General features: G+C 49.5%; 14 protein-coding genes. 5 read left to right on the top strand and 9 right to left on the bottom strand.

Annotated elements, in window-relative coordinates; genetic code table 11:
• Positions 1-182 precede the first annotated feature (182 nt).
• Positions 183-725, bottom strand: coding sequence for a thiol-activated cytolysin C-terminal domain-containing protein (locus NYE33_RS15280; protein ID WP_340784028.1), 543 nt, complete (start codon positions 723-725; stop codon positions 183-185).
• Positions 726-861: 136 nt separating this feature from the next.
• On the opposite strand from NYE33_RS15280, the gene NYE33_RS15275 reads away from it, so the two are divergent.
• A complete protein-coding gene (locus NYE33_RS15275; RefSeq protein ID WP_336102515.1) occupies positions 862-1,452 on the top strand; it encodes a hypothetical protein in 591 nt (196 codons plus the stop codon).
• Between the two features lie 56 nt (positions 1,453-1,508).
• On the opposite strand, the gene NYE33_RS15270 is transcribed toward NYE33_RS15275, so the two are convergent.
• Positions 1,509-2,285: an NAD-dependent epimerase/dehydratase family protein gene (locus NYE33_RS15270; protein ID WP_336102514.1), complete on the bottom strand. Its 777-nt coding sequence runs from the start codon at positions 2,283-2,285 to the stop codon at positions 1,509-1,511.
• Positions 2,286-2,975: 690 nt separating this feature from the next.
• Between NYE33_RS15270 and NYE33_RS15265 the strand changes: the two genes are divergently transcribed.
• The 3 genes from NYE33_RS15265 to NYE33_RS15260 all read left to right on the top strand — a co-directional run bounded on the left by NYE33_RS15265 (position 2,976) and on the right by NYE33_RS15260 (position 4,384).
• The gene (locus NYE33_RS15265; protein ID WP_076244538.1) at positions 2,976-3,371 is read left to right on the top strand and encodes a sigma-70 family RNA polymerase sigma factor; all 396 of its coding nucleotides are present in this window, start codon (positions 2,976-2,978) and stop codon (positions 3,369-3,371) included.
• A 64-nt stretch (positions 3,372-3,435) separates the two neighbouring features.
• Positions 3,436-3,633 (top strand): helix-turn-helix domain-containing protein, encoded by a 198-nt coding sequence (locus NYE33_RS36530; protein ID WP_418793968.1) that lies wholly within the window; start codon positions 3,436-3,438, stop codon positions 3,631-3,633.
• Positions 3,634-3,781: 148 nt separating this feature from the next.
• A complete protein-coding gene (locus NYE33_RS15260; RefSeq protein ID WP_336102513.1) occupies positions 3,782-4,384 on the top strand; it encodes a lysozyme in 603 nt (200 codons plus the stop codon).
• 77 nt (positions 4,385-4,461) lie between these two features.
• Here NYE33_RS15260 and NYE33_RS15255 read toward each other — a convergent pair whose 3' ends face one another.
• Together NYE33_RS15255 and NYE33_RS15250 are read right to left on the bottom strand one after the other, a co-directional pair.
• The gene (locus NYE33_RS15255; protein WP_076244534.1) at positions 4,462-5,064 is read right to left on the bottom strand and encodes a hypothetical protein; all 603 of its coding nucleotides are present in this window, start codon (positions 5,062-5,064) and stop codon (positions 4,462-4,464) included.
• 424 nt (positions 5,065-5,488) lie between these two features.
• Entirely contained in the window at positions 5,489-5,884 is a 396-nt protein-coding gene (locus NYE33_RS15250; RefSeq protein ID WP_179093528.1) for a copper amine oxidase N-terminal domain-containing protein, read from the bottom strand.
• A gap of 378 nt (positions 5,885-6,262) precedes the next feature.
• Between NYE33_RS15250 and NYE33_RS15245 the strand changes: the two genes are divergently transcribed.
• Positions 6,263-11,845: a CBM35 domain-containing protein gene (locus NYE33_RS15245; protein ID WP_341066431.1), complete on the top strand. Its 5,583-nt coding sequence runs from the start codon at positions 6,263-6,265 to the stop codon at positions 11,843-11,845.
• 952 nt (positions 11,846-12,797) lie between these two features.
• Here NYE33_RS15245 and NYE33_RS15240 read toward each other — a convergent pair.
• From NYE33_RS15240 to NYE33_RS15220, 5 genes are read right to left on the bottom strand one after another with little or no spacing between them, the layout of a single operon-like run.
• A complete protein-coding gene (locus NYE33_RS15240; RefSeq protein ID WP_341066429.1) occupies positions 12,798-14,099 on the bottom strand; it encodes a DUF4432 family protein in 1,302 nt (433 codons plus the stop codon).
• Positions 14,092-14,799 carry a beta-phosphoglucomutase gene (gene pgmB, locus NYE33_RS15235; protein WP_341066427.1) on the bottom strand — a complete coding sequence of 236 codons (708 nt, stop codon included), beginning with the start codon at positions 14,797-14,799 and terminating at the stop codon, positions 14,092-14,094. The genes NYE33_RS15240 and pgmB overlap by 8 nt, the downstream gene beginning before the upstream one ends.
• The gene (locus NYE33_RS15230) at positions 14,777-17,035 is read right to left on the bottom strand and encodes a glycoside hydrolase family 65 protein (RefSeq protein WP_341066426.1); all 2,259 of its coding nucleotides are present in this window, start codon (positions 17,033-17,035) and stop codon (positions 14,777-14,779) included. The genes pgmB and NYE33_RS15230 overlap by 23 nt, the downstream gene beginning before the upstream one ends.
• Before the next feature lie 52 nt (positions 17,036-17,087).
• Entirely contained in the window at positions 17,088-17,912 is an 825-nt protein-coding gene (locus NYE33_RS15225) for a carbohydrate ABC transporter permease (protein ID WP_039308352.1), read from the bottom strand.
• Between the two features lie 20 nt (positions 17,913-17,932).
• A complete protein-coding gene (locus tag NYE33_RS15220) occupies positions 17,933-18,808 on the bottom strand; it encodes a carbohydrate ABC transporter permease (RefSeq protein ID WP_042138964.1) in 876 nt (291 codons plus the stop codon).
• Positions 18,809-18,983 lie beyond the last annotated feature (175 nt).

The following is an 18,983-nucleotide window of genomic DNA, read 5'->3' as shown; positions in this document are numbered from 1 at the left end:
GGGCAGCGGCTATTATAATTGCGACGTGTATCCCCTTACTACTCCGCCATAATCCATGAGTTGGCGAATAGAGTATGGATCTTCTCGGTACAATCCAGAACCACAAATCACTTGGAACATTATGTATATTCGCAGGTAAATACCCCCACTGAATGCAAGCAGGGGAACACACCATTATCAATTCATCTATACGTTATGGCCATTTGCTTATCTGTTAACAGAATATTACGTACATTTCCGCTACCATCAAACATAACTGAAATGAGATGAATTTTTGTGTTATCTTCAATATTTTTAGCCCACTCAGATTCTTTTACAAACTGTTTGCTGTCTGAATCGTAAGCATAATCCAAATTTTTCTCAAGATCCGCCAGATATTGATCCCCATAAATTTTCTTAACATCCTCTTTGGACATTCCGATTTTCAAACCGCCGACCGTCTCATACATATCCTCCGATTCTTCAGTCAAATTAATACCCGCCACTTTATCCTCACGGTACATAATCCTTACTCCGGAGCTGTAAGCGAATGAATTGCCGATTTTTATATCTTCGCCTTCACCAAGCACTTTTTCCGCATCCACACGACTCATTCCATACTGAACAACCGCTTTATCATCATCCGCCTTTTTTATGCCTAAGTCTTTCGTGGTGAGTCCTCCATTTGAAGATCCACAAGCAGTCAAACAGAACAGAAATAATAATGCCATTATACTCTTTCTCATGTCCAGCCCCCTAGATAATTTACCTAAAGTTTACCATAGGGAGAAATACGAAAAAAGCTCATCCGACCCGATGAAGGGATACCGCAGGTCCGTGGTGCTGAAACTAAATGTCATATCAAATCAGGAGCGTACCGCCATGGTCAATACTGTATCGCTTGCTGTTAATGCGGTGATTGGCGCAGGCAAGCTGATTCTTGGCGTGTACCTCCTTTCCGGCTGGTTGATCACCAACGCCATTTATTATTTGATTCTCAGTGCGGCAAGAGGTCAGGCGCTCCACAAGTTCGCAGCCGTCAAACAAATCGAACAACCCGGCGAGAGGCTCCAGCTGGAGCATAACATTTACAGGCGCAGCGGCCTGTTCCTTTGCCTGCTGGGCATCAGTTATCTGCTCGTTTCCCTGCGGATGTATGTCCTCGGGGATGCCCTTATTTTCAGCGGAAACCTTGTCTATCTCGTCGCTGCCGTTTCATTCACCAAGCTTGGGATGGCGGTTTGCAGCATGACGGCTAACCGGCAGCTGAAGGGTCCCATTGTATCCACACTCAAAATATTCAGCTTCACCGACGCCTTAGTCTCCATCGTAGTCACTCAATACACCCTGCTGACTATGCAGCAATCCCCCGGAGCCCTGGACAGCAGTGCTTTGCTCGGGATGGGTTTCAGCCTTTTCTTTGTATGTATAGGTATGTATATGGCTTGCACAAAAAAAGCACGCGAAAGATAATCTTCGCATGCCTTCTTTATATACAGGTAACAGAAAATCGCGGGTTGCGCTGTTTCCTACTCCTGCTGCCCGCCCTGATATTCGGTTTCATCCTTGCGTATTTCCCGGCCCTCCGCCTTCGCCTGTTCGAGCAGCTCCGCCGCATCATCCTGGGGCTTGTATCCGATCAGCTCCTCCAGATAACCGATGGTATAGTAGTTGTCACTATTCGCCGAGGTCCCGTACAGATTCAAATATTGCAGCTCCTCATCCGCTTGGATACAGCAGTTGACAAGCTGCAGCAAATCACGCTCCGAGATCCAGATATGCCCTGCCCGCTCCGAATGGGGCCGGTCGTCCCCGGGGAAGTTGCCGATCCGGATATTCAGCGAGGAGATTTTGCCCTGGTCCGAATAGAGGCGGCCCAGCAGCTCGATATAACATTTGCTTAATCCATAGAAGCTGTCCGGCCGGTAAGGGTCAGACGGTCCCGTTGTCTCATCCGACTTATAATAACCGGTCGCATGATTGGAGCTGGCGAATATAATGCGCCGCACCCCATTCTGCACCGCCGCCTCAAACAGCTTATACGCACCCGCTACATTCCCCTGAAGCACTTTACCGAGGAAATCGTCTTCATCCTTAATCCAGGCAAAGTGGAGCACCGTATCGACATCTTTAGTAAGCTCCGCCAGCCGTGCTTCATCATTGATGTCCAGTTGGGCGATCCCCTGCTCTTCGTCTGCCTGTATATCTGCGCCGGTTACTTCATACCTGCTGTCTTCTTTCAGCCCTTTGAAGAGTGCGTTGCCGATCCTTCCAGCCGCTCCGGTCAGTAAAAGTTTGCGTTTCATTCATCCCTTGCCCCTTTCCAGCCTGCTAGTCCTAAGCATTATTAACCGCTGGAGGGGAAAAGATTACAAACAGCTTGAATTTTCCGGAAGTCATCCTGCTTATCCCCTCACAAAGTTATGATAACAGTCGTTTCTTAATGAATATACTTACCAAACTTAAGATTAAGTGAAGCGTTTACCTGAGTTTTTCGCTGCCGCCTGCAAGAACAGCAATAGCGATTAAATGTATATAATCATCAGGAGCTTAGTCCACTCTATCATTGCGGTTCACAATATAATATCGAATACCTTTGAAATGGAGTGATGATAGATGGCAACAATAATAAGCTATGGTTCGCAGACAAAAATGCCGTTAGATCCGTTAACTACTATTTTAACAGTTGCAGGGATTCCCGTTGGCGTAGAGATCGTAGTCTAGATGGCATAGTTCAAAAACCTTGTACTGTTGAATCGATCTGATTTAACTGTACTTTTTTTATGAGAACTAAAATTAAGTAAATATCTTATAAGTTTTGCTTATTTTCTTCTTTGTTGGCGGAGTACCGGCGCCGCTGTCACCAAGTGCAGACTATTTCAAGAACTGGCGTATCCGTATGCCGATTCTTTTTTTATGGTGCTGCCTAATATGTATGGCTGCTTAATGGGAGCGCAGCATAGCAGCAATCTCTCCATAAAGAAGGGGGGCTTATATTGAATAAGGATGATGAGGTAAATCGTCGTTTTATCAAGTATATGGCCAATCTTATTCATTATAACTCTATCAATTATGACAAAAAGAGACGAATGAAGGACAGCCGATTCCCGCTGACTTTGGACAACGATGAAAACCTGGAATCTGTCTTACTTACTGTTCATGATTCAGAATCTGTGCCACCAAATTTAAAAGATCACATTACGGATCACTCACTTTATCAAGCTTATGAATCTCTCTCAGCACAACAACAACAGATTTTATCTTTTGCTTACGTACAAGCACTAAATGACAAGGAAATAGCCGGATTAATGGGAGTATCCCAACAAAATGTCTCGAAACACCGCTTAAAAGCTCTATCTAAACTGCGCAGCTTGATAACGGAAGGGGAATGAATTATGAGGAAGGGTAACATTGACTTGAAGAATGAAATACAAAAAAACGTAAAGCGGTGATTTTATGTGGGCCCAACTTTTAGTTCAAGCTCAGCAATACCACGATCAGGAGGCAACATTACAGGTCTTAGAATCTTTCACACCAAAGATCAAAGCCTCCTTGCGACAAGTACCCGCCGATTATCGGGATGATTTAAAACAGGAACTCTATGTCAAAATGATAGAGGTTATACAAACTTTTAATATTAGTGAATTGAAATAAAATATGGAGAGTGGTTGTAAAAAAAGAAACTCATTTCTCTTTATATACTGTGAAGACAATACGGCATTGCAGAAAACTTGGGAATGGCGCTCTGTCTATGATTCCTCCTATTGCTCTTCTCCTAATCTTAATTTCAGGAGTGATTAATATGTCGAATTTTTCTTTAGGCACCAGTGGAGCAAACATTATCAAATCGTATGAGGGATTTTCCTTGAAATTTTATGGAGATCTTTATGGGTTTCCAACTGTTGGATGGGGTCATTTGATAACAAATACTAAAACATATACTAAAAATACAACAGGTAATGCAAATGATTCCCTTCTTACCCAAGCACAAGCTGATGCTCTATCAAGCTCTTTGAGCCTCGGTTATACATCACCAATTTCTCAGTCTAAGGCAAATACTTTTTTTACTGAGGATACTGCAAAAGCTATAAAGGCTGTAAATAATTTAGTACCCCCTAATGGTCATACATTTTCACAATCTCAGTTTGATGCACTTGTTTCATTCACTTTTAATGGAGGTTCCGGGGTGCTAGCAACCGGTGATGTTCAAGCTATGCTTGCATATCAGCAAATATATCCATCTTTTAATGGCCCACTTTCAACAAATGAAATTGATACTTGTTCAAGATTGGTCAGCAAAGCATTTTCATACGATAGAAATTTACAAAGACGAAGAAATGATGAAGCAACTTTATTTTGTACAGGCATGAAGTATACTCACAAGTATCCAGTATATACACTATAGTTTAATTGTTTTAGGGCATAAACAAGAAAGGTCAGCCTAAAGGCTGACCTTTCTTGTTTGGAAAATATAATCTTAATTCATTTAATCAGTAATTTTTTTAGCTCAAAAATAGTTGCCTCTGATAACAAGATAACCCTATCGTTATTAACAACAAAAAAAGTTACACTTACAGGTATTCTAAGTTTTGTAGAAGGGTCACTTATATCTATGACTTTTACTTCATCATTTATATTTAAGTCTGGGATAAGTATTTTGTACGATCTATAAAAAGAGTCCGAGTTATAGCATGCTTCTGTAATCTGATATACTGGATTTTTTAGTTCATATTGATATTTCTTATACTTTTTTAGTCCTTTTGATGAAAAAAAGTCTTTTTCGATTACAAGTTCATCCCCGATAAATTTTTGCCCTGTTGGATATTCAGAAGCATCATTATATGAATTGGCAAATCCTAAATGCTTCTCAACTTTCCAAGTTCCATAGAAATATTTTTCAGTTTCACTATCCAAATTTATACGGTCATCAGTACAATATTCGGATGTGTTTTTTGGAATAATAGACTCTTCCGTTTCAGCTTTAGGTTCACTAGAAGTATTTGGATTTGATGTCGTTTCAACATTTCCGCAAGCCGATGCCAGCATCAACATTATCATCATACAAGCCATTAATGTTTTTTTCATATCTCATCCCCCCGTATGGATTAAAGTCTCCCAGTTCCATCGTTTTTATATCACCATGTACTCACGGTATTTTTTTCGGTTAAGTTGTTACTACACAAGTTCATTTTTGAACACTATATTCCCCTTTTTTGCCTACCTAGCAGAAATTATATCAGAGCATTTGAAGCAATGAATGACATAAAAATAACATTATTTATGAAAAAAGTTAACTTTATGTTATCTAAATCAGAAACAACAATTATTGCGTTAATCCCATAACCTCAATACAAGAACAGATTGACTCGATATAATAACAATCATGCCTAACCCGAACAACAGACCGCTAATTGTATGGGCTGTTGTTCTCCGAGTGATCATGCGGTAGCCCAAAGAGGTCCGTTTCTGCAATCTCACTCATGACTGGACCTCCATAGCTGATGATTAACTATACAATTGTATTACTGATAATTTGCAGGAAACCATTCTTGGCAGCTGTATTGACAGTAATTGTCGGACTTTTGAAATCAACCTGGCAGCCAAAGGCTTCTGAATGAAAAATCGTCACGGTACCGCTGTCCGGTTTCAATTTCACTTGGGTCATGTTCTTGGTAAGAATAATTTCAGAGTTAGTCCCGGCGACCTTGGCTCCCAGATTCTCGCTGATTACACGCAGAGGAACCATCGTATGATTGTTTTTGACCTCGGCGCCCGTATCGTAGGAAATTACAACACCGTCAATCTTAATTTGCAGCTTATCCGCTGCCGCATGGGCATGTGAAGAAGAAACGGAAGAAACCGCTAACCCAACTACAACCATCATTCCTGCAAGAGCTTTTTTCACTTTAGCCAACACTTTTTTTATCCGAATCTGGCTTCCAGTCAACTTCATTTTTCTCTCAGTTTTTCCCACTATGATTATACAAAGAATGTAAACATTTGTTGCGTAATTATACAGCGTCAAAATAACATAAGAAAGCTAAAAATATAGCAAGAACACCAGGCTGCTCTCCCCGCTCCTTCTCCGGCTAAGCCAATCCCTCAAAATATCGCAAAACATGATGCGGAAAAACAGTTCCGCTCTTATTTTATAATGGATGCGTAGCGCTGCAATTATTGGTAAGCGGTTTCAAAAAAAGCAGGGTCATATCTTTGCGGAGGAGGGCAAGTGAACATAACTTTTGTCAAAATGCTCAGAAATTGCTTAGAAAAGGAGATTCATATGAGGAAAAAAAGCTCAAAGCTGCTCCCCCTGGTGTTGATACTTTCTTTACTGCTGTCAGGCATCTCTTACGCGGATGTAACTTCTAATTACGTTAACCCGCTTATGGGCGGTGCTGATCCTACCGTGGCCAGGGCTGCTGATGGTTATTACTATTCTGCATCTTCAGGCGATAATAACATCACCTTGAAGAGGCATGAAACCATTCTCGGCGTATCTACGGCCAAAAGCAAAGTGGTCTGGAAGAAGCCCGATAACTTCGGCTATGTGTGGGGTCCATATGTCTACCGGCTGGACGGCAAGTGGTATCTGTATTTCTCTTCCGGCCCGGAGGACAGCTTCGGATATGGGCATCCAAGCTCCTACGTTCTGGAGAACACATCACCCGATCCTTTTGAAGGAACCTGGGAGCTGAAGGGCGAATCTGCCAATGAAGACAGCGACGGCCAGGTTACGGTCAAGCAGGGACTGCTGAACACGGAAGGCTACGGTTTGGCCTGCGGCGTGGTTACGATTAAAGGGGAACCCTACTTCACCTATACCAAATACTATTATTTCGAGGACCCGCAGAACCCTGAGAATACGAAATTCGATGAAAGTCCGACGATTGTCAAAATGAAGAACCCGTGGACCCTGGAGGGCCCGGAAGGTACGGTGGCCAAACCGGAATATGATTGGGAAAAGAAAAACGATAATATCAACGAAGGCGCTGCGGTAGTCGAGAGAAACGGTAAAATTTATTTTGCCTACTCGGCCAGCAGCTTTATGAATGATAACTATGCAGTTGGCGTATCCGTTGCGGATGCATCCTCGGATGTGATGAATGCGGATTCATGGGTCAAATATCCTGAGCCTGTGATGAAAAGATCGGATGAGAACAGCTCGTATGGCCCCGGCTCTCCCCTGTTCCTGAAGTCCGAAGACGACAGCGAGGATTGGATTCTGTATCACGGCATACCGACCCACGGGCAAGGCGGCGGGAACCGAGGTATAAGAGCGCAGCGGATTCACTGGGATGATGATGATTTCATCAATCTTGGCATTCCTTCCAACCCCGGCACAGTCCTGAACAGACCTTCCGGAGAAGAGCGAAGCGAAATCTATGAAGCCGAGGAGGCAAAGCTGTCGGGAGTAGCGAGAATCCCCGGAGGAACGGCTTATGCTTCGGGCGGCGTATATCAAAAATACAATAACAGCAGCACTAATGACTATATAGAGTTTACAGTAAACACTACTGCTGGCGGGACCTACTCGCTGGATTTCAGATACAACAATAACACCGCGAATCCGGTTACCATGAAATTAGGCGTTAATGGGGGAGCAACCCGCGATCTTTCCTTCCCTTCGAATGCCGGATTTGAGGCGAATTTCGATCTGAAATCCGTTTATAACCTTCCGCTTAACGCCGGAAGCAACACAATCCGCCTGTCCGGCAAGAGTGCTTTGGCTCTGGATGCCATGATTATCAAGCGCAGCACCTTGTATGAAGCAGAAAATGCAATGCTGTCCGGCAATGCAAAGGCCGACGCAGATCATCCGGGTTACAGTGGAACGGGATTTGCCGGAGGACTCTGGACCTCTAGCTCTGCAGTTTCCTTCAAAGTAAATGCCGCTGCTGCCGGCAGCTATTCGGTTAAGCTGGGCTACAGCCTGGGATTCAACGATGACCGGACGCTGACTATGTATGTGAACGGGCAAAAGCTTAAGCAGGTCGATTTCTTCAGCCTAAAAAGCTGGGACCGCTGGGCCGACCGCTATGATAATGTTTTCCTTCAAGAAGGGGAAAATACGATCACTTATAAATATGACGAAGGCGATACCGGCAACGTCAATCTGGACTTTATAACCGTAACAGAAGCAACTACCTGGCATTATGGAGCAGAAGATGCCAAGCTGACTGGCGGGAACGATGCTGCAGTTGTTTACGCCAAAGACGGCAACCTGGGAACCGGTTATGTCACCGGGCTGTCCAAAGCGGGTTCGTCCGTGGAGTTCTCGGTAAATGTTGAGAATGCGGCCTCTTATGATGTGAAGCTGAGATTTGCCAAAGAAGCTGCAGGTTCAACCTATGGCCTGTATTTGAACGGCACGAAGATTAAGAATATTACCCTCCCTTCTACCGGCGGACTTACCGTCTGGAAGGAGCAGCTTGACACGTTAAGCCTGAAGGCGGGTAAAAACACGATTACTTATAAGAATGAAACAGGAAACTCCGGCATTCTAAATATGGACAGTATTCATCTTAACAAGCGTACGCCATGGAGGTATCAGGCAGAAGATGCCACCCGGCAAGGAAGCCTCAAGGTTGTCAGGGATCATTTATGGTATGAGGGCAACGGGTTCGTAGGCGGATTCGAGCAGATCGGAGACGCGCTGAAGTTTGAAGTAAATGTCCCAAATACGGCTGACTATACGTCGACATTGCGGTATTCCGGCGTACAAAGCTCGAATATCACCATGTCAATGATGGTAAACGGACAGAGAATCAAGCAAGTGTCCTTAACTCCGACAACGAGTTGGGATATCTGGGCTAACAGTACGGAGTCCGTGCATCTCAAAGCCGGCAAGAATACGATTGAATTCATCCGCGAACAAGGAGATACCGGCAGATTCAATGTCGACAGTCTCACGATTGATAAGACGAGCGGCGGATTCATGAGCTCGATTGCGGGCAAGATCATTCCGGAGAAAATGGTTAAAATCCAGCCCAAGCACAGCGGAAAAGCATTGGATGTGGACAGAGTCTCCAGTGATCCGCTGGCGGTGATTAACCAGTGGTCCAACGGTGACGGTAATAATCAGCTGTGGAGATTCCTGGATCTCGGCACAGGCTATTACCAGATTCAGTCGGTCCAAAGCGGCCATGTGCTCGACATTCTTCCCGGTTCAGCAATCCAGCAGCTGTGTCAGAATACGAAAGCTTCCGGGACGATACCGGATACGCAGCAGTGGAAGCTGGAGAAAGACGGAGATTACTACAAGATCATTAACAAAAGCAATAATAAAGTAATCACTGTAGAAGGAGCGTCCAAGAGTGACGGTGCAGCAGTAAGAGTAGCGGATGATCAGGCAAAGGATAACCAGCGGATGAAAATTGAAGTCCGTAACCTCAGCAATAGTGAAATCAGTGCTCTGACCGAGCTGAACGGGCGCTATGATATTACTTTTGACGCGAATGGCGGAAGTCCGGGACAGACAGTCGTTCAGGCTGCATACGGCGAGCAGTTAACTGCTCCGGCCGTAATGAATAAAGGTTATGTGCTGGAGGGCTGGTACAACGATTCAGAAAAATGGGATTTTGCCAATCAGACCGTGCCGGGTGTAATGACGCTGACGGCGAAATGGAACCAAAAGGCGCCGGAGGTGCAGATTGTCAGTGAAGGCTTGATGCGGGCGGGGCAGGACGGTATGCTCCGCACCGCTGGTAAAGGTGAAGGAACACTGTCCTTCACTTGGTACCTCGACAAGGGCGATGGCTATGGTTATGGCGAGCCGGTCGGTTCGGGCGACAGCCTGACGCTGGCGGCGTTGACGGAAGCGATGAGCGGCTACCGTTATAAGGCGGTTGTGGCAGACGATAGCGGCTTAACCGGCGAGCAGGAATATATATTGCAAGTGCTCCCGGCTGCAGTAGAGTGGATTACCCCTGCCTTCGCGGTAGATTTACCTTCTGACATGGACGCCGTTGAGGGTGAACCCTTGACGCTGCTTGTTAATGCAACAGGTGACGTGGATTCTATTGGCTGGGAAATGAAGCGGCCGGACAGCGGCGATTGGCTGCCGCTAACGAGTGTTACCGGTGCAGTATACCGTTTCACGCCGGGAATGGAAGATGACGGAACACAGTACCGTGTGGTGCTGACCGGCAAAGCGGAGGTGAATCCGGAACGTATCACCGGAACAGAGCTGGTGCTCAAGGTCTATCCGGCACATGAAATTCCGGTGATCCAGTCGTTCACGGCAAGTGTAAATCCGGTAAAGGAAGGGGCTTCAGTTACCTTTAACGTTGTAGCCAATTCTGTGTATGGAGAGCTTAGCTACCGCTGGCTGAAGAACGATCTTGTGCTGGACGGTGCGGCCGGGAGCAGTCTGACACTGGATAAGGCTGCTATATCTGATGCGGGGGCATACAAGGTTGAGGTCATGAACACCCGTATGATCGGGGAGTATGCTTATGTGGATGCGGTCCCTACAGAGACGATTGAGCTGACTGTCAGCCGTCGGCAGGTAACACCAACAGATCCTCCGGCGACACCAACGGACCCGCCGGTGACAGCAACAAGTCCGCCGTCATCTACGGCGAAGCCTGCGGCAACACCACAGGCTAACGCAACGCCGAGTCCTTCGGCTGCAGTCATTACTGCCACTCAGCTGAGCAGCCCTGCGGTGAACGGTGTGGTTACAGTGCAGGTAGGTCAAGCGGCTGCGGTTGAGCTTCCGGTGAATGCCGGGACGCTGCTGGGAACCCATTCCCTGCGTATACAGGGAGACGGAATAGAGCTGGTACTGGCGCCGGAGCTGCTGAAGCAGCTGGCCGAAGCCCTGCCTGCTGGCGGGAGCAGCGGTGCCAAGATTGTGCTGAAGGCGCAGCCTAAGACACTGGATGCTGCGAAGCTGAAGACAGAAGCTGGCGTAGCGCTGGCAGGAAAGCTGATGGATTATGACCTGAGTCTGGTAAGGGCAGACGGGACAGCGCTCCATCTGGAGGATTATCCGGTTCCGGTAAGCGTCAGCTGGCCAGCGGATGGACTTGACTCGAGGCTGCTTGGCCTGTACCGTGTGGGCAGTGACGGTACACTCACTTATCTGGGCGGAGCAGCTGAAGCGGGCGGGCTGACGGGACTTCTTGACGGCAGCGGCACATACGCGCTGCTGGAGTATTCCAAGCAATTCAGCGATGTTCCGCTTACACACTGGGCCTTCGAAGCCTTACGTGAGCTGTCTGCGAAACATCTGATCAAGGGAATCTCGGAGCAGGCTTATCAGCCGGGCCGGAATATTACCCGGGCTGAATTCGTGCAGCTGATGGCCGGTGCGCTGCAGCTGGGCGGCAGCGGTAGCAATAGTGGCAACGGCATCGGGAACGACGGCATGGGCACCAGCGGGAATGGCGACAGCGACACCAGCGGCAACGGCATCGGGAACGGCGACAGCAGTGGCAGCGGGAACGACAGCAGGAACGGCGGCAGCGGCACCAGCGGGAACATCGACAGCAGTGGCAGCATCGCATTCGCTGATGTTCCGCAAGATGCCTGGTACAGGGATTTTCTATCCGGCATGGTGCAGGCAGGGCTGATTACCGGACGGAGTCCGGTGTCCTTCCAGCCGAATGCAGAGATCAGCCGCGAAGAGATGACTGTCATTCTGATGCGGGCTTATAAGCTCCAGCATGGTGCAATCCCGGCCGCTGTAGACATCACTTCTATGAAGGATGCTGCGGACATCTCCGGCTGGGCAGCGGATCAGGTAGCCGCAGCCGCTTCGCTTGGCTTCGTGAACGGACGGGCGGATGGAACCTTTGCTCCGAAGGCTGCCGCCACCCGTGCAGAAGCTGTGCAGATTCTGCTGAATTATTTGAAATAGGCTTTGCGCGGAAGCGGATATTGCCGGCTCTGCAAGGCATAAACAAGGCGCACCCCCTGGAACTGTATCCGGGGGAGCGCCTTTTGTTTATCCTGCAATTATTCGCCTGTAGTTTCACAGAAGCACATTGTATTCGGTTTTTCGCATACAATCGGTCCTAAACCTTCGCAGCAGCACATTGTATTCTGTTTTTCGCATACAATCGGTCCTGATACCCTCGCAGCAGCACATTGTATTCGATTTTTCGCATACATTCGGCCCTGACACCTTCGCGGTAGCACATTGTGTTCGGTTTTTCGCATACATTCGGCCCTGACACCTTCGCAGCAGCACATTGCGATTGTGTTCGGTTTTTCGCATACATTCGGCCCTGACACCTTCGCAGCAGCACATTGCGATTGTATTCGGTTTTTCGCATACATTTGGTCTAGTTACCTTCACGGTAGCACATTATATTCGGTTTTTCGCATACAATCGGCACTGATACCTTCGCTAGAGCATATTGTATTCGGTTTTTCGCATACATTTGGCCCGGTTACCTTCGCTGGAGCACATTGTGTTCGGTTTTTGCGCATACATTAGGCCCTGACACCTTCACAGTAGCACATTGTGTTCGGTTTTTCGCATACATTCGCCCTGACACCTTCCCAGTAGCACATTGTATTCGATTTTTCGCATACAATCGGCACTGATACCTTCACAGTAGCACATTGTGTTCGGTTTTTCGCATACATTCGGCCCTGACACCTTCCCAGTAGCACATTGTATTCGGTTTTTCGCATACATTTGGCCTGACATATCTCGCAGCAGCTGTCTAAGCAAGTAACCTTTGAGCAGAAGCCGAACCTGGCAGAAACCAAAAAAATAACCAGCCGCCCGAAATCTACCGGCGGCTGGTTATTTCTAGTTTCATTTGAAAGTGAACGGTGTCTGCGCTCCCGGCATACACCCATTACTTTGCTGCGCTACGGATCATGTGCGCAAGGGTTGTGATTTCCTTCGGATCACGCGAAGCCCCGATGATGATCCAGCCGATGCTCTGGCCGCGGGGGCCGATATAGACCACTTCGCCGTCTATCGTTTTTTGCTCCAGTGAATTGGGTCTGGTCTTGCAAGGCTCTAGCGCATACATCCGGTCAGTGACCGCCCGCTTGGCGATTAGTGACCGGGGATAACATTGCAGGGAACGAATGACATAGGCAGCCGTATCCTGCCCGGCGTTCACCAGCATCTCGGCCGTGAGCTGCTCCCCGCCCCCATCTGCGCAATAGTCCCGGACCTGCGGCAGATCCGCAAGCCCCTCTACCGGCTCAGGAACGTATTGATAACAGCGGATCGGTTCCAGCCTGGTTTCGGAATCGTAGATGGTTAACGGGTCCACCTCAGGCGGGGCAGAGTCGCGGAGCAGCATTTTTGCGGTGGAGACCGGCAGGATATAACTCCCCCCACCCGTCATATACGCTCCCGCCAGCTGAATATGGTACCCGTCATCCACTGGCTGCGCAACCTCCGTTAAATTCCGTACCGTGTCTTCCCGGAACAGGTTGGCTGCCCCGTAGCGGGTTACGATCCGGACTGTTTTGGCATACACAGGCAAGGGCCCGTATCCCCTTACCGGAACATTACCCTCCAGGCAGATCTGCTGCTCATCCCAGGTCAGCCGCACCGATTCCGGCAGCGCCGGGGAATAGGACCCCGTCCCGTGGACGGTTCTTACCTCATCCGGGGTACCGAATATTTCCGGCCCAATGGCAGCCACCGCTGCATAGAAGCCTGAATCCCAGCCCGAATGCTCATTGTCGGATAGATCTACATGATCCGGATGGAGCAGGTACCGCTCTTCACGCTCCCAGCTGATTTTCTCCGCATCCAGCCTAATTTCCCCAATGTCCATCCCCCGCTCCAGTATCACGGTAAATACAAGCCTGCCATTGGATATAGTCAAAAGGTGTAGGTGCGAGCCGAAGGAGTCTGTAACAAGCGTCAGGGTGACAAAGCCTCCTCCAGGCAGCACCTGGGGAGTGCCCGGCTGCAGCTGCTCCAGCGTCAATTCGCTTATACGCTGATTGCTATTTTGCTCATCACTGTTCGGCTCATTGCTTATTCGCTGATAGTTCTTTTGCTCGTTGCTATTCGTCTCATCACTTATTCGTTTATTACTTACTCGCCCTTTGCTTATTAGCTCATCGCTTATTCGTTCATCGCTTACTCGCTCATTGCATATGCGCTCATCGCTTTTCCACTCATTACTCATTCGAACAATCCCCCCTTCCGGAGGGACCGTTCAAACCAATGTGGCTAAGCAGGAACACGGGGTCAAGCTGTTCAAAGCTGGCGATGGTAAGGTGGGCGCTGCCAAGCAGTGCCCCGTCTCCGATGCCAACAACCCGCATGCCCGCCCGGATCGCCCCTTCTACACCGGCGTCCGCATCCTCAAAGACAAAACAAGCGGCCGGGGCTACTCCAAGCAGCCTGGCTGCTTGCAGGAACACCTCCGGGTCCGGCTTCGCCCTGCCGATGGTGTTCCCGTCCGCCACTGCGTCGAACAGCGGTCTGATGTTCACTTTCTCCAGAATCAGCGGAGCATTTTTGCTCGCCGAGGCAATCGCTGTTCTGACTCCGCGTGAGCGCAACAGCCCAAGAAAGCCGCTTACACCGGGTAATACATCACCCGGAGTAAGCGTATCGAGCAGCTCCTTGTACCACTCATTTTTGCGGGAAGCCAGCTCCTCCTTACGTTCCGCCGTCAGATCTGTGATTCCGCCGGAGCGCAGCAGAAGTTCAAGCGATTCCATACGGCTGACGCCCTTCAGCTGCTCATTGGTGCTCTCGCTGAAATCGAAGCCGAGCTCACCGGCTAGACGCTTCCAGGCCTGATAGTGAAATTTCGCGGTATCGACAATGACACCGTCCAGATCAAAGATAGCTGCCTCAAAGGGTTGTGCCCGCAACATAGCCCCTCCCTTCCAGCTTGTGCACTTCATGAGCATCCGGATGAATCGTGATCCGATAGCGCTCCCCCTGCCAGGCAAGCTGGAAGCTCAGCTCCGTCCAGCCCTTAGGCAGCCGCGGCTCAAGCTTAATGTCCTTGCTCCACATCGCACTCTTCAGACCGGCTAACCCGTAGACGATCAGCTGCCACAAGCCGCCGCAATTGGCGATATGAATCCCTTCTGCAGCACCCTTCTTCTCCAGCGAAAGGTCGATAGCCATCACCCGCTGCAGGAAATTCGCCGCCGCTTCCGGCTGATTCAGCCAGGAGGCCACAATGCCGTGAACCGCCACGGACAAGGAGGAATCATGGGTTGTGATCGGCTCATAATAATCATAGGAGGCCTTCAGCTGCTCCTTGGAGAATTCCTGCGGGAACAGCAGCATGAGTTCCAGCACATCCGCCTGCTTAAGCGCCTTGGAGCGGTAATTGCGCTCCTGGGAGATGAAGTGGCCGAAGGGTCTGGATCTGTCAGTCCAGATCCTGGCAAAATCCACATCCGCATAAGAAGCAAAATCGTCAGACTGCGGAACAATTTCCGTCCCGCTGTCATAGGGCAGCCGCAGCTTCTCCGCCGTGTGCCGGAACAGCTCCTGTTCCTCCGGGCGAATACCCAGCCGCTCTACAGCAGCTGCATAGCTGTCCGGTTTGCTGCCTTGCAGGCTGTCCAGACAGGTTACGGTCTGCTCCAGACTGAATTTGACCATGCGGTTGGTGAAGGCATTGTTACGGGTAAAGGGCAGATATTCGTCCGGTCCCATCACGCCGAGCAGCTCGCCCACTTCCTCCCGGTTCCAGTCTACCCGGTCACACCAGTACCGGGCCGTCTCCACCAGAATATCAATGCCGTAGTGCTCCAGGAAATCTTGATCGCCTGTTGCCCGCACATAATGGTAGAGAGCATACACTATATCCGCTGTTATATGAATTTCATGGTCGGCGTACTGCCAGTTGGCACATTGCTCATCCCCGCTTAACGAGGACTCCCAGGCATACCTTGCTCCCCGGTAGCCATAACTCTGCGCATTGCGTCTGGCTCCGTCCAGTGTATTGTAGCGGAACAGAAGCAGATTGCGGGCCGCCTGCGGGTTGGTGTGCAGGTAAAAGGGCAGCAGGTTGATCTCCGTGTCCCAGAAATACCGTCCGAAATAGGCCTCACCGGCATACCCCTTGGCACAAATCGCCACCCGGGCATCCTCCGGTGCATTGGCACGAAGCAGATGATAGAGTGAAGCGCGGACATTTAATTGCGCCAGATCATCTCCCTTGATGAGGATATCGGCCCCCTGCCACTTGCTCTTCCAGCAAGCTGCATGCCGTTCATATAGCTGGTCCCAGCCTATCTCACGTGCACGGCTAAGCTGCGCAAGCGCTCTGCTGCCTGCTTCGCCTTCCTCCATATCCCGGTCCGTGGTCACCGCCGTCAGCTTGCTGACAGTCAGCCGGTCCCCGGTCTGCACAGCGAATTCACCCCGGAGCGCAGCCGTCACCTGGCTATTCTCCTCCTGCCAGATCACCGCTTCAGAGGCTTCCAGCGCAGAGTGCATGAAGATCCGGTTCCCCTGTTCCGTCAGCGTTTTAAGCGACAGGCTGCCCCCAACTTCCGCCGTGGGAACTACACTATCAAAATGATTCATCCCATTGGTGCGTACATCTCCCCGGAGAGAAGCAGCAGCCTCCAGCCTGCCTTCGCCTGCCAGCACCTCAACCTGTATGCGCTGGATACACAGATGGGTATCCGCCATACTGATGTAGCGCTCGAAGGTGCACTGTAGCTGCATGCCCTCTGCTGTCTCCCAGATCAATGTACGATGAAGGCTTCCATCGCGCAGATCCAGCCAGCGTCTGTAGCCGCTGATCCGGGAGCGGTCCATATCCAGGCTCTCGCCTGCAGAGCGCAATTCAAGCCCCAGCATATAAGGAAGATTAACAATCTCCTCCTTCAGCAGCGGATGCCGGGCGACAATGCCCGGGATGAATGTCCCCTGCTTGGACTTCGGATGCCGCGGCTTCTCCAGCGTGACGTTATCCGGAAAACGCAGATATTCCTCATCCTGAGGGGCATCGCTGCATCCCTCTTCAAAGCTTCCACGGGCATGCATATAGCCGTTCCCCTGGGTGAACAGCCCCTCATAATGCTTATGCAGTCCGGCCTCATACCCGTTTTCTTTCAGGCACCACAGGTGTTCCTCATTCATCTGCAACCCCTCAATTCTCCGGTATCTTTCCATGGCGTTCCCGTCAACTCCGTCATCCCTTGACCGCTCCCGCAGCAAGTCCGGATACTACCTGCTCCTGCAGCAGGATATAGACTACAATACTCGGAATGATGACGACCATCGTAGCGGCAAACATGACGCCGTAATCACTGGCAAACTGGCTTTTGAAATAATAGAGCGCCAGCGGCAGGGTCCGGCTCTGATTGCCTGTCGTCAGAATGATCGCGAATTGAAATTCATTCCAGCAGAGCAGGAACTGCATGACTCCCGCCGTGCCGAAGCCCGGCTTCGAGATCGGCAGTATAATCCGGAAGAAGGTCTGAATGAAGCTGGCACCATCCAGGTAAGCTGATTCCTCCATCTCCTTGGGTATCGTAAGGAAGTAGCTGGATAGAATGTAGAGCGAGACCGGCAACCCAAAGCCGGTATAGACAATAATAAGTCCGATCAGCTTGTCATATAGCCCGAGCGCGTTAACTGTTAAGTACAGCGGCTGCAGCATCGCAGCGCCGGGAATCAGCAGCGAGAGGGAGAAGGCTCCCATCAGCAGCTTTTTACCGCGGAATTGAAAGCGCGCCAGTACATAAGCTGCCATTCCGAGCAGAAGCAGATTGAGCAGTGTTCCAAAAATCCCTACAATTACACTGTTGATGTAGAACCGGGAAATCGGCGCGATCTGGAAGGCCTTCGTGTAATTGGAGAAGCGGAAGCTGCTTGGCCAGCCGAGGGAATTGCTCAGAATCTCGGCATTCGTCTTAAACGATGCCAGCAGCACCCACAGGAACGGACCCAGCGACAACAGGACAATCAGGATTACAAATCCATACTTAAGTACACCCAAACTTTTTTTCAACATTCTCACCCCATCCGCTCCATTCAGTTTTGGGAGCTGCCTATTCTGAACAGATTTCGGCATAGCAGGACAAAGATCAAGCCAAAGCCGATTAGGAAAACGCCCACTGAGTTGGAATAACCGAAGTTATTGTCCATGAGAGCGGTTTTGTAAATGTAAATGGGTAAATTCATCGTTTGATTGCCGGGTCCGCCGCCTGTTGTCATTAGAATAATATCCATCTTCTGCAGCATGCTTGTTCCCGACAGAATCACGCAGGTCCCGATAATGTTGCGCAGCATAGGAATGATGATGTACAGGTTGATCTTGAAATTGCTGGCCCCGTCGATACGTGCCGATTCGAACAGACTTTCCGGAATGGCCGCAATCTCGGCCAGAATGAGAATCGTGACGACTGCCGCATACGGCAGCCAGGTCATCGTAACGGATAGAAAAGCCGTGGCATAATCCATGAACCAGTTCTGGGAGTAATCCGCATTGCCGAATAAACGGACGATACTGTTCACCGCACCGAATTCAGGATTGAGCATGCACAGGAACAGCATACCTACGGCTGCACCCGAGATAATATTAGGAAACATGTACACCGTGCGGGCAAACTTCCAGTAGAATTCCTTCATACTGAGAATAACCGCGAACAGGGTGCCGATGGCCACGTGGACCGTAGATTGCAGCACGACCCAGATCCCCGTATTCAGTGCGCTTTGGCGAAAATCGGCATCGTCCGTGAACAGCCTGATATAGTTAGCGAGACCGATGAACACCGGGCTGCGTCCGGCCGACCATTCCGTAAAGGATGTGCCGAACAGAATGACAAGTGAGACGGCATAGACAATAATAAACAATGCTACAGTCGGTAGCAGGAAAAGCGTGATATACCCTCTATTTTTCCTAACCATCCATATGGTCCTCCCCAATCCTCAGCTGCATAGAGTGAATTTAAGAATTTAACTATATAGTTTGAACTTGAATTTTTGGAAAAGGAATACTCGCCACTACGGTGAGTTTTGGACTTCCGGCCGCTGCCCGCCCCCAGATTTCTTGATTCTATTACCGCTGCTAGCGGTAGAAATC

Origin of the sequence: Paenibacillus sp. FSL R10-2199, assembly GCF_038000235.1 — a bacterium.
In the GTDB taxonomy this organism is placed as follows: Bacteria; Bacillota; Bacilli; order Paenibacillales; family Paenibacillaceae; genus Paenibacillus_AQ; species Paenibacillus_AQ phytohabitans.
The sequence above is the reverse complement of the archived record's forward strand: the minus strand, read 5'-3'. Positions and strand labels throughout refer to the sequence as shown.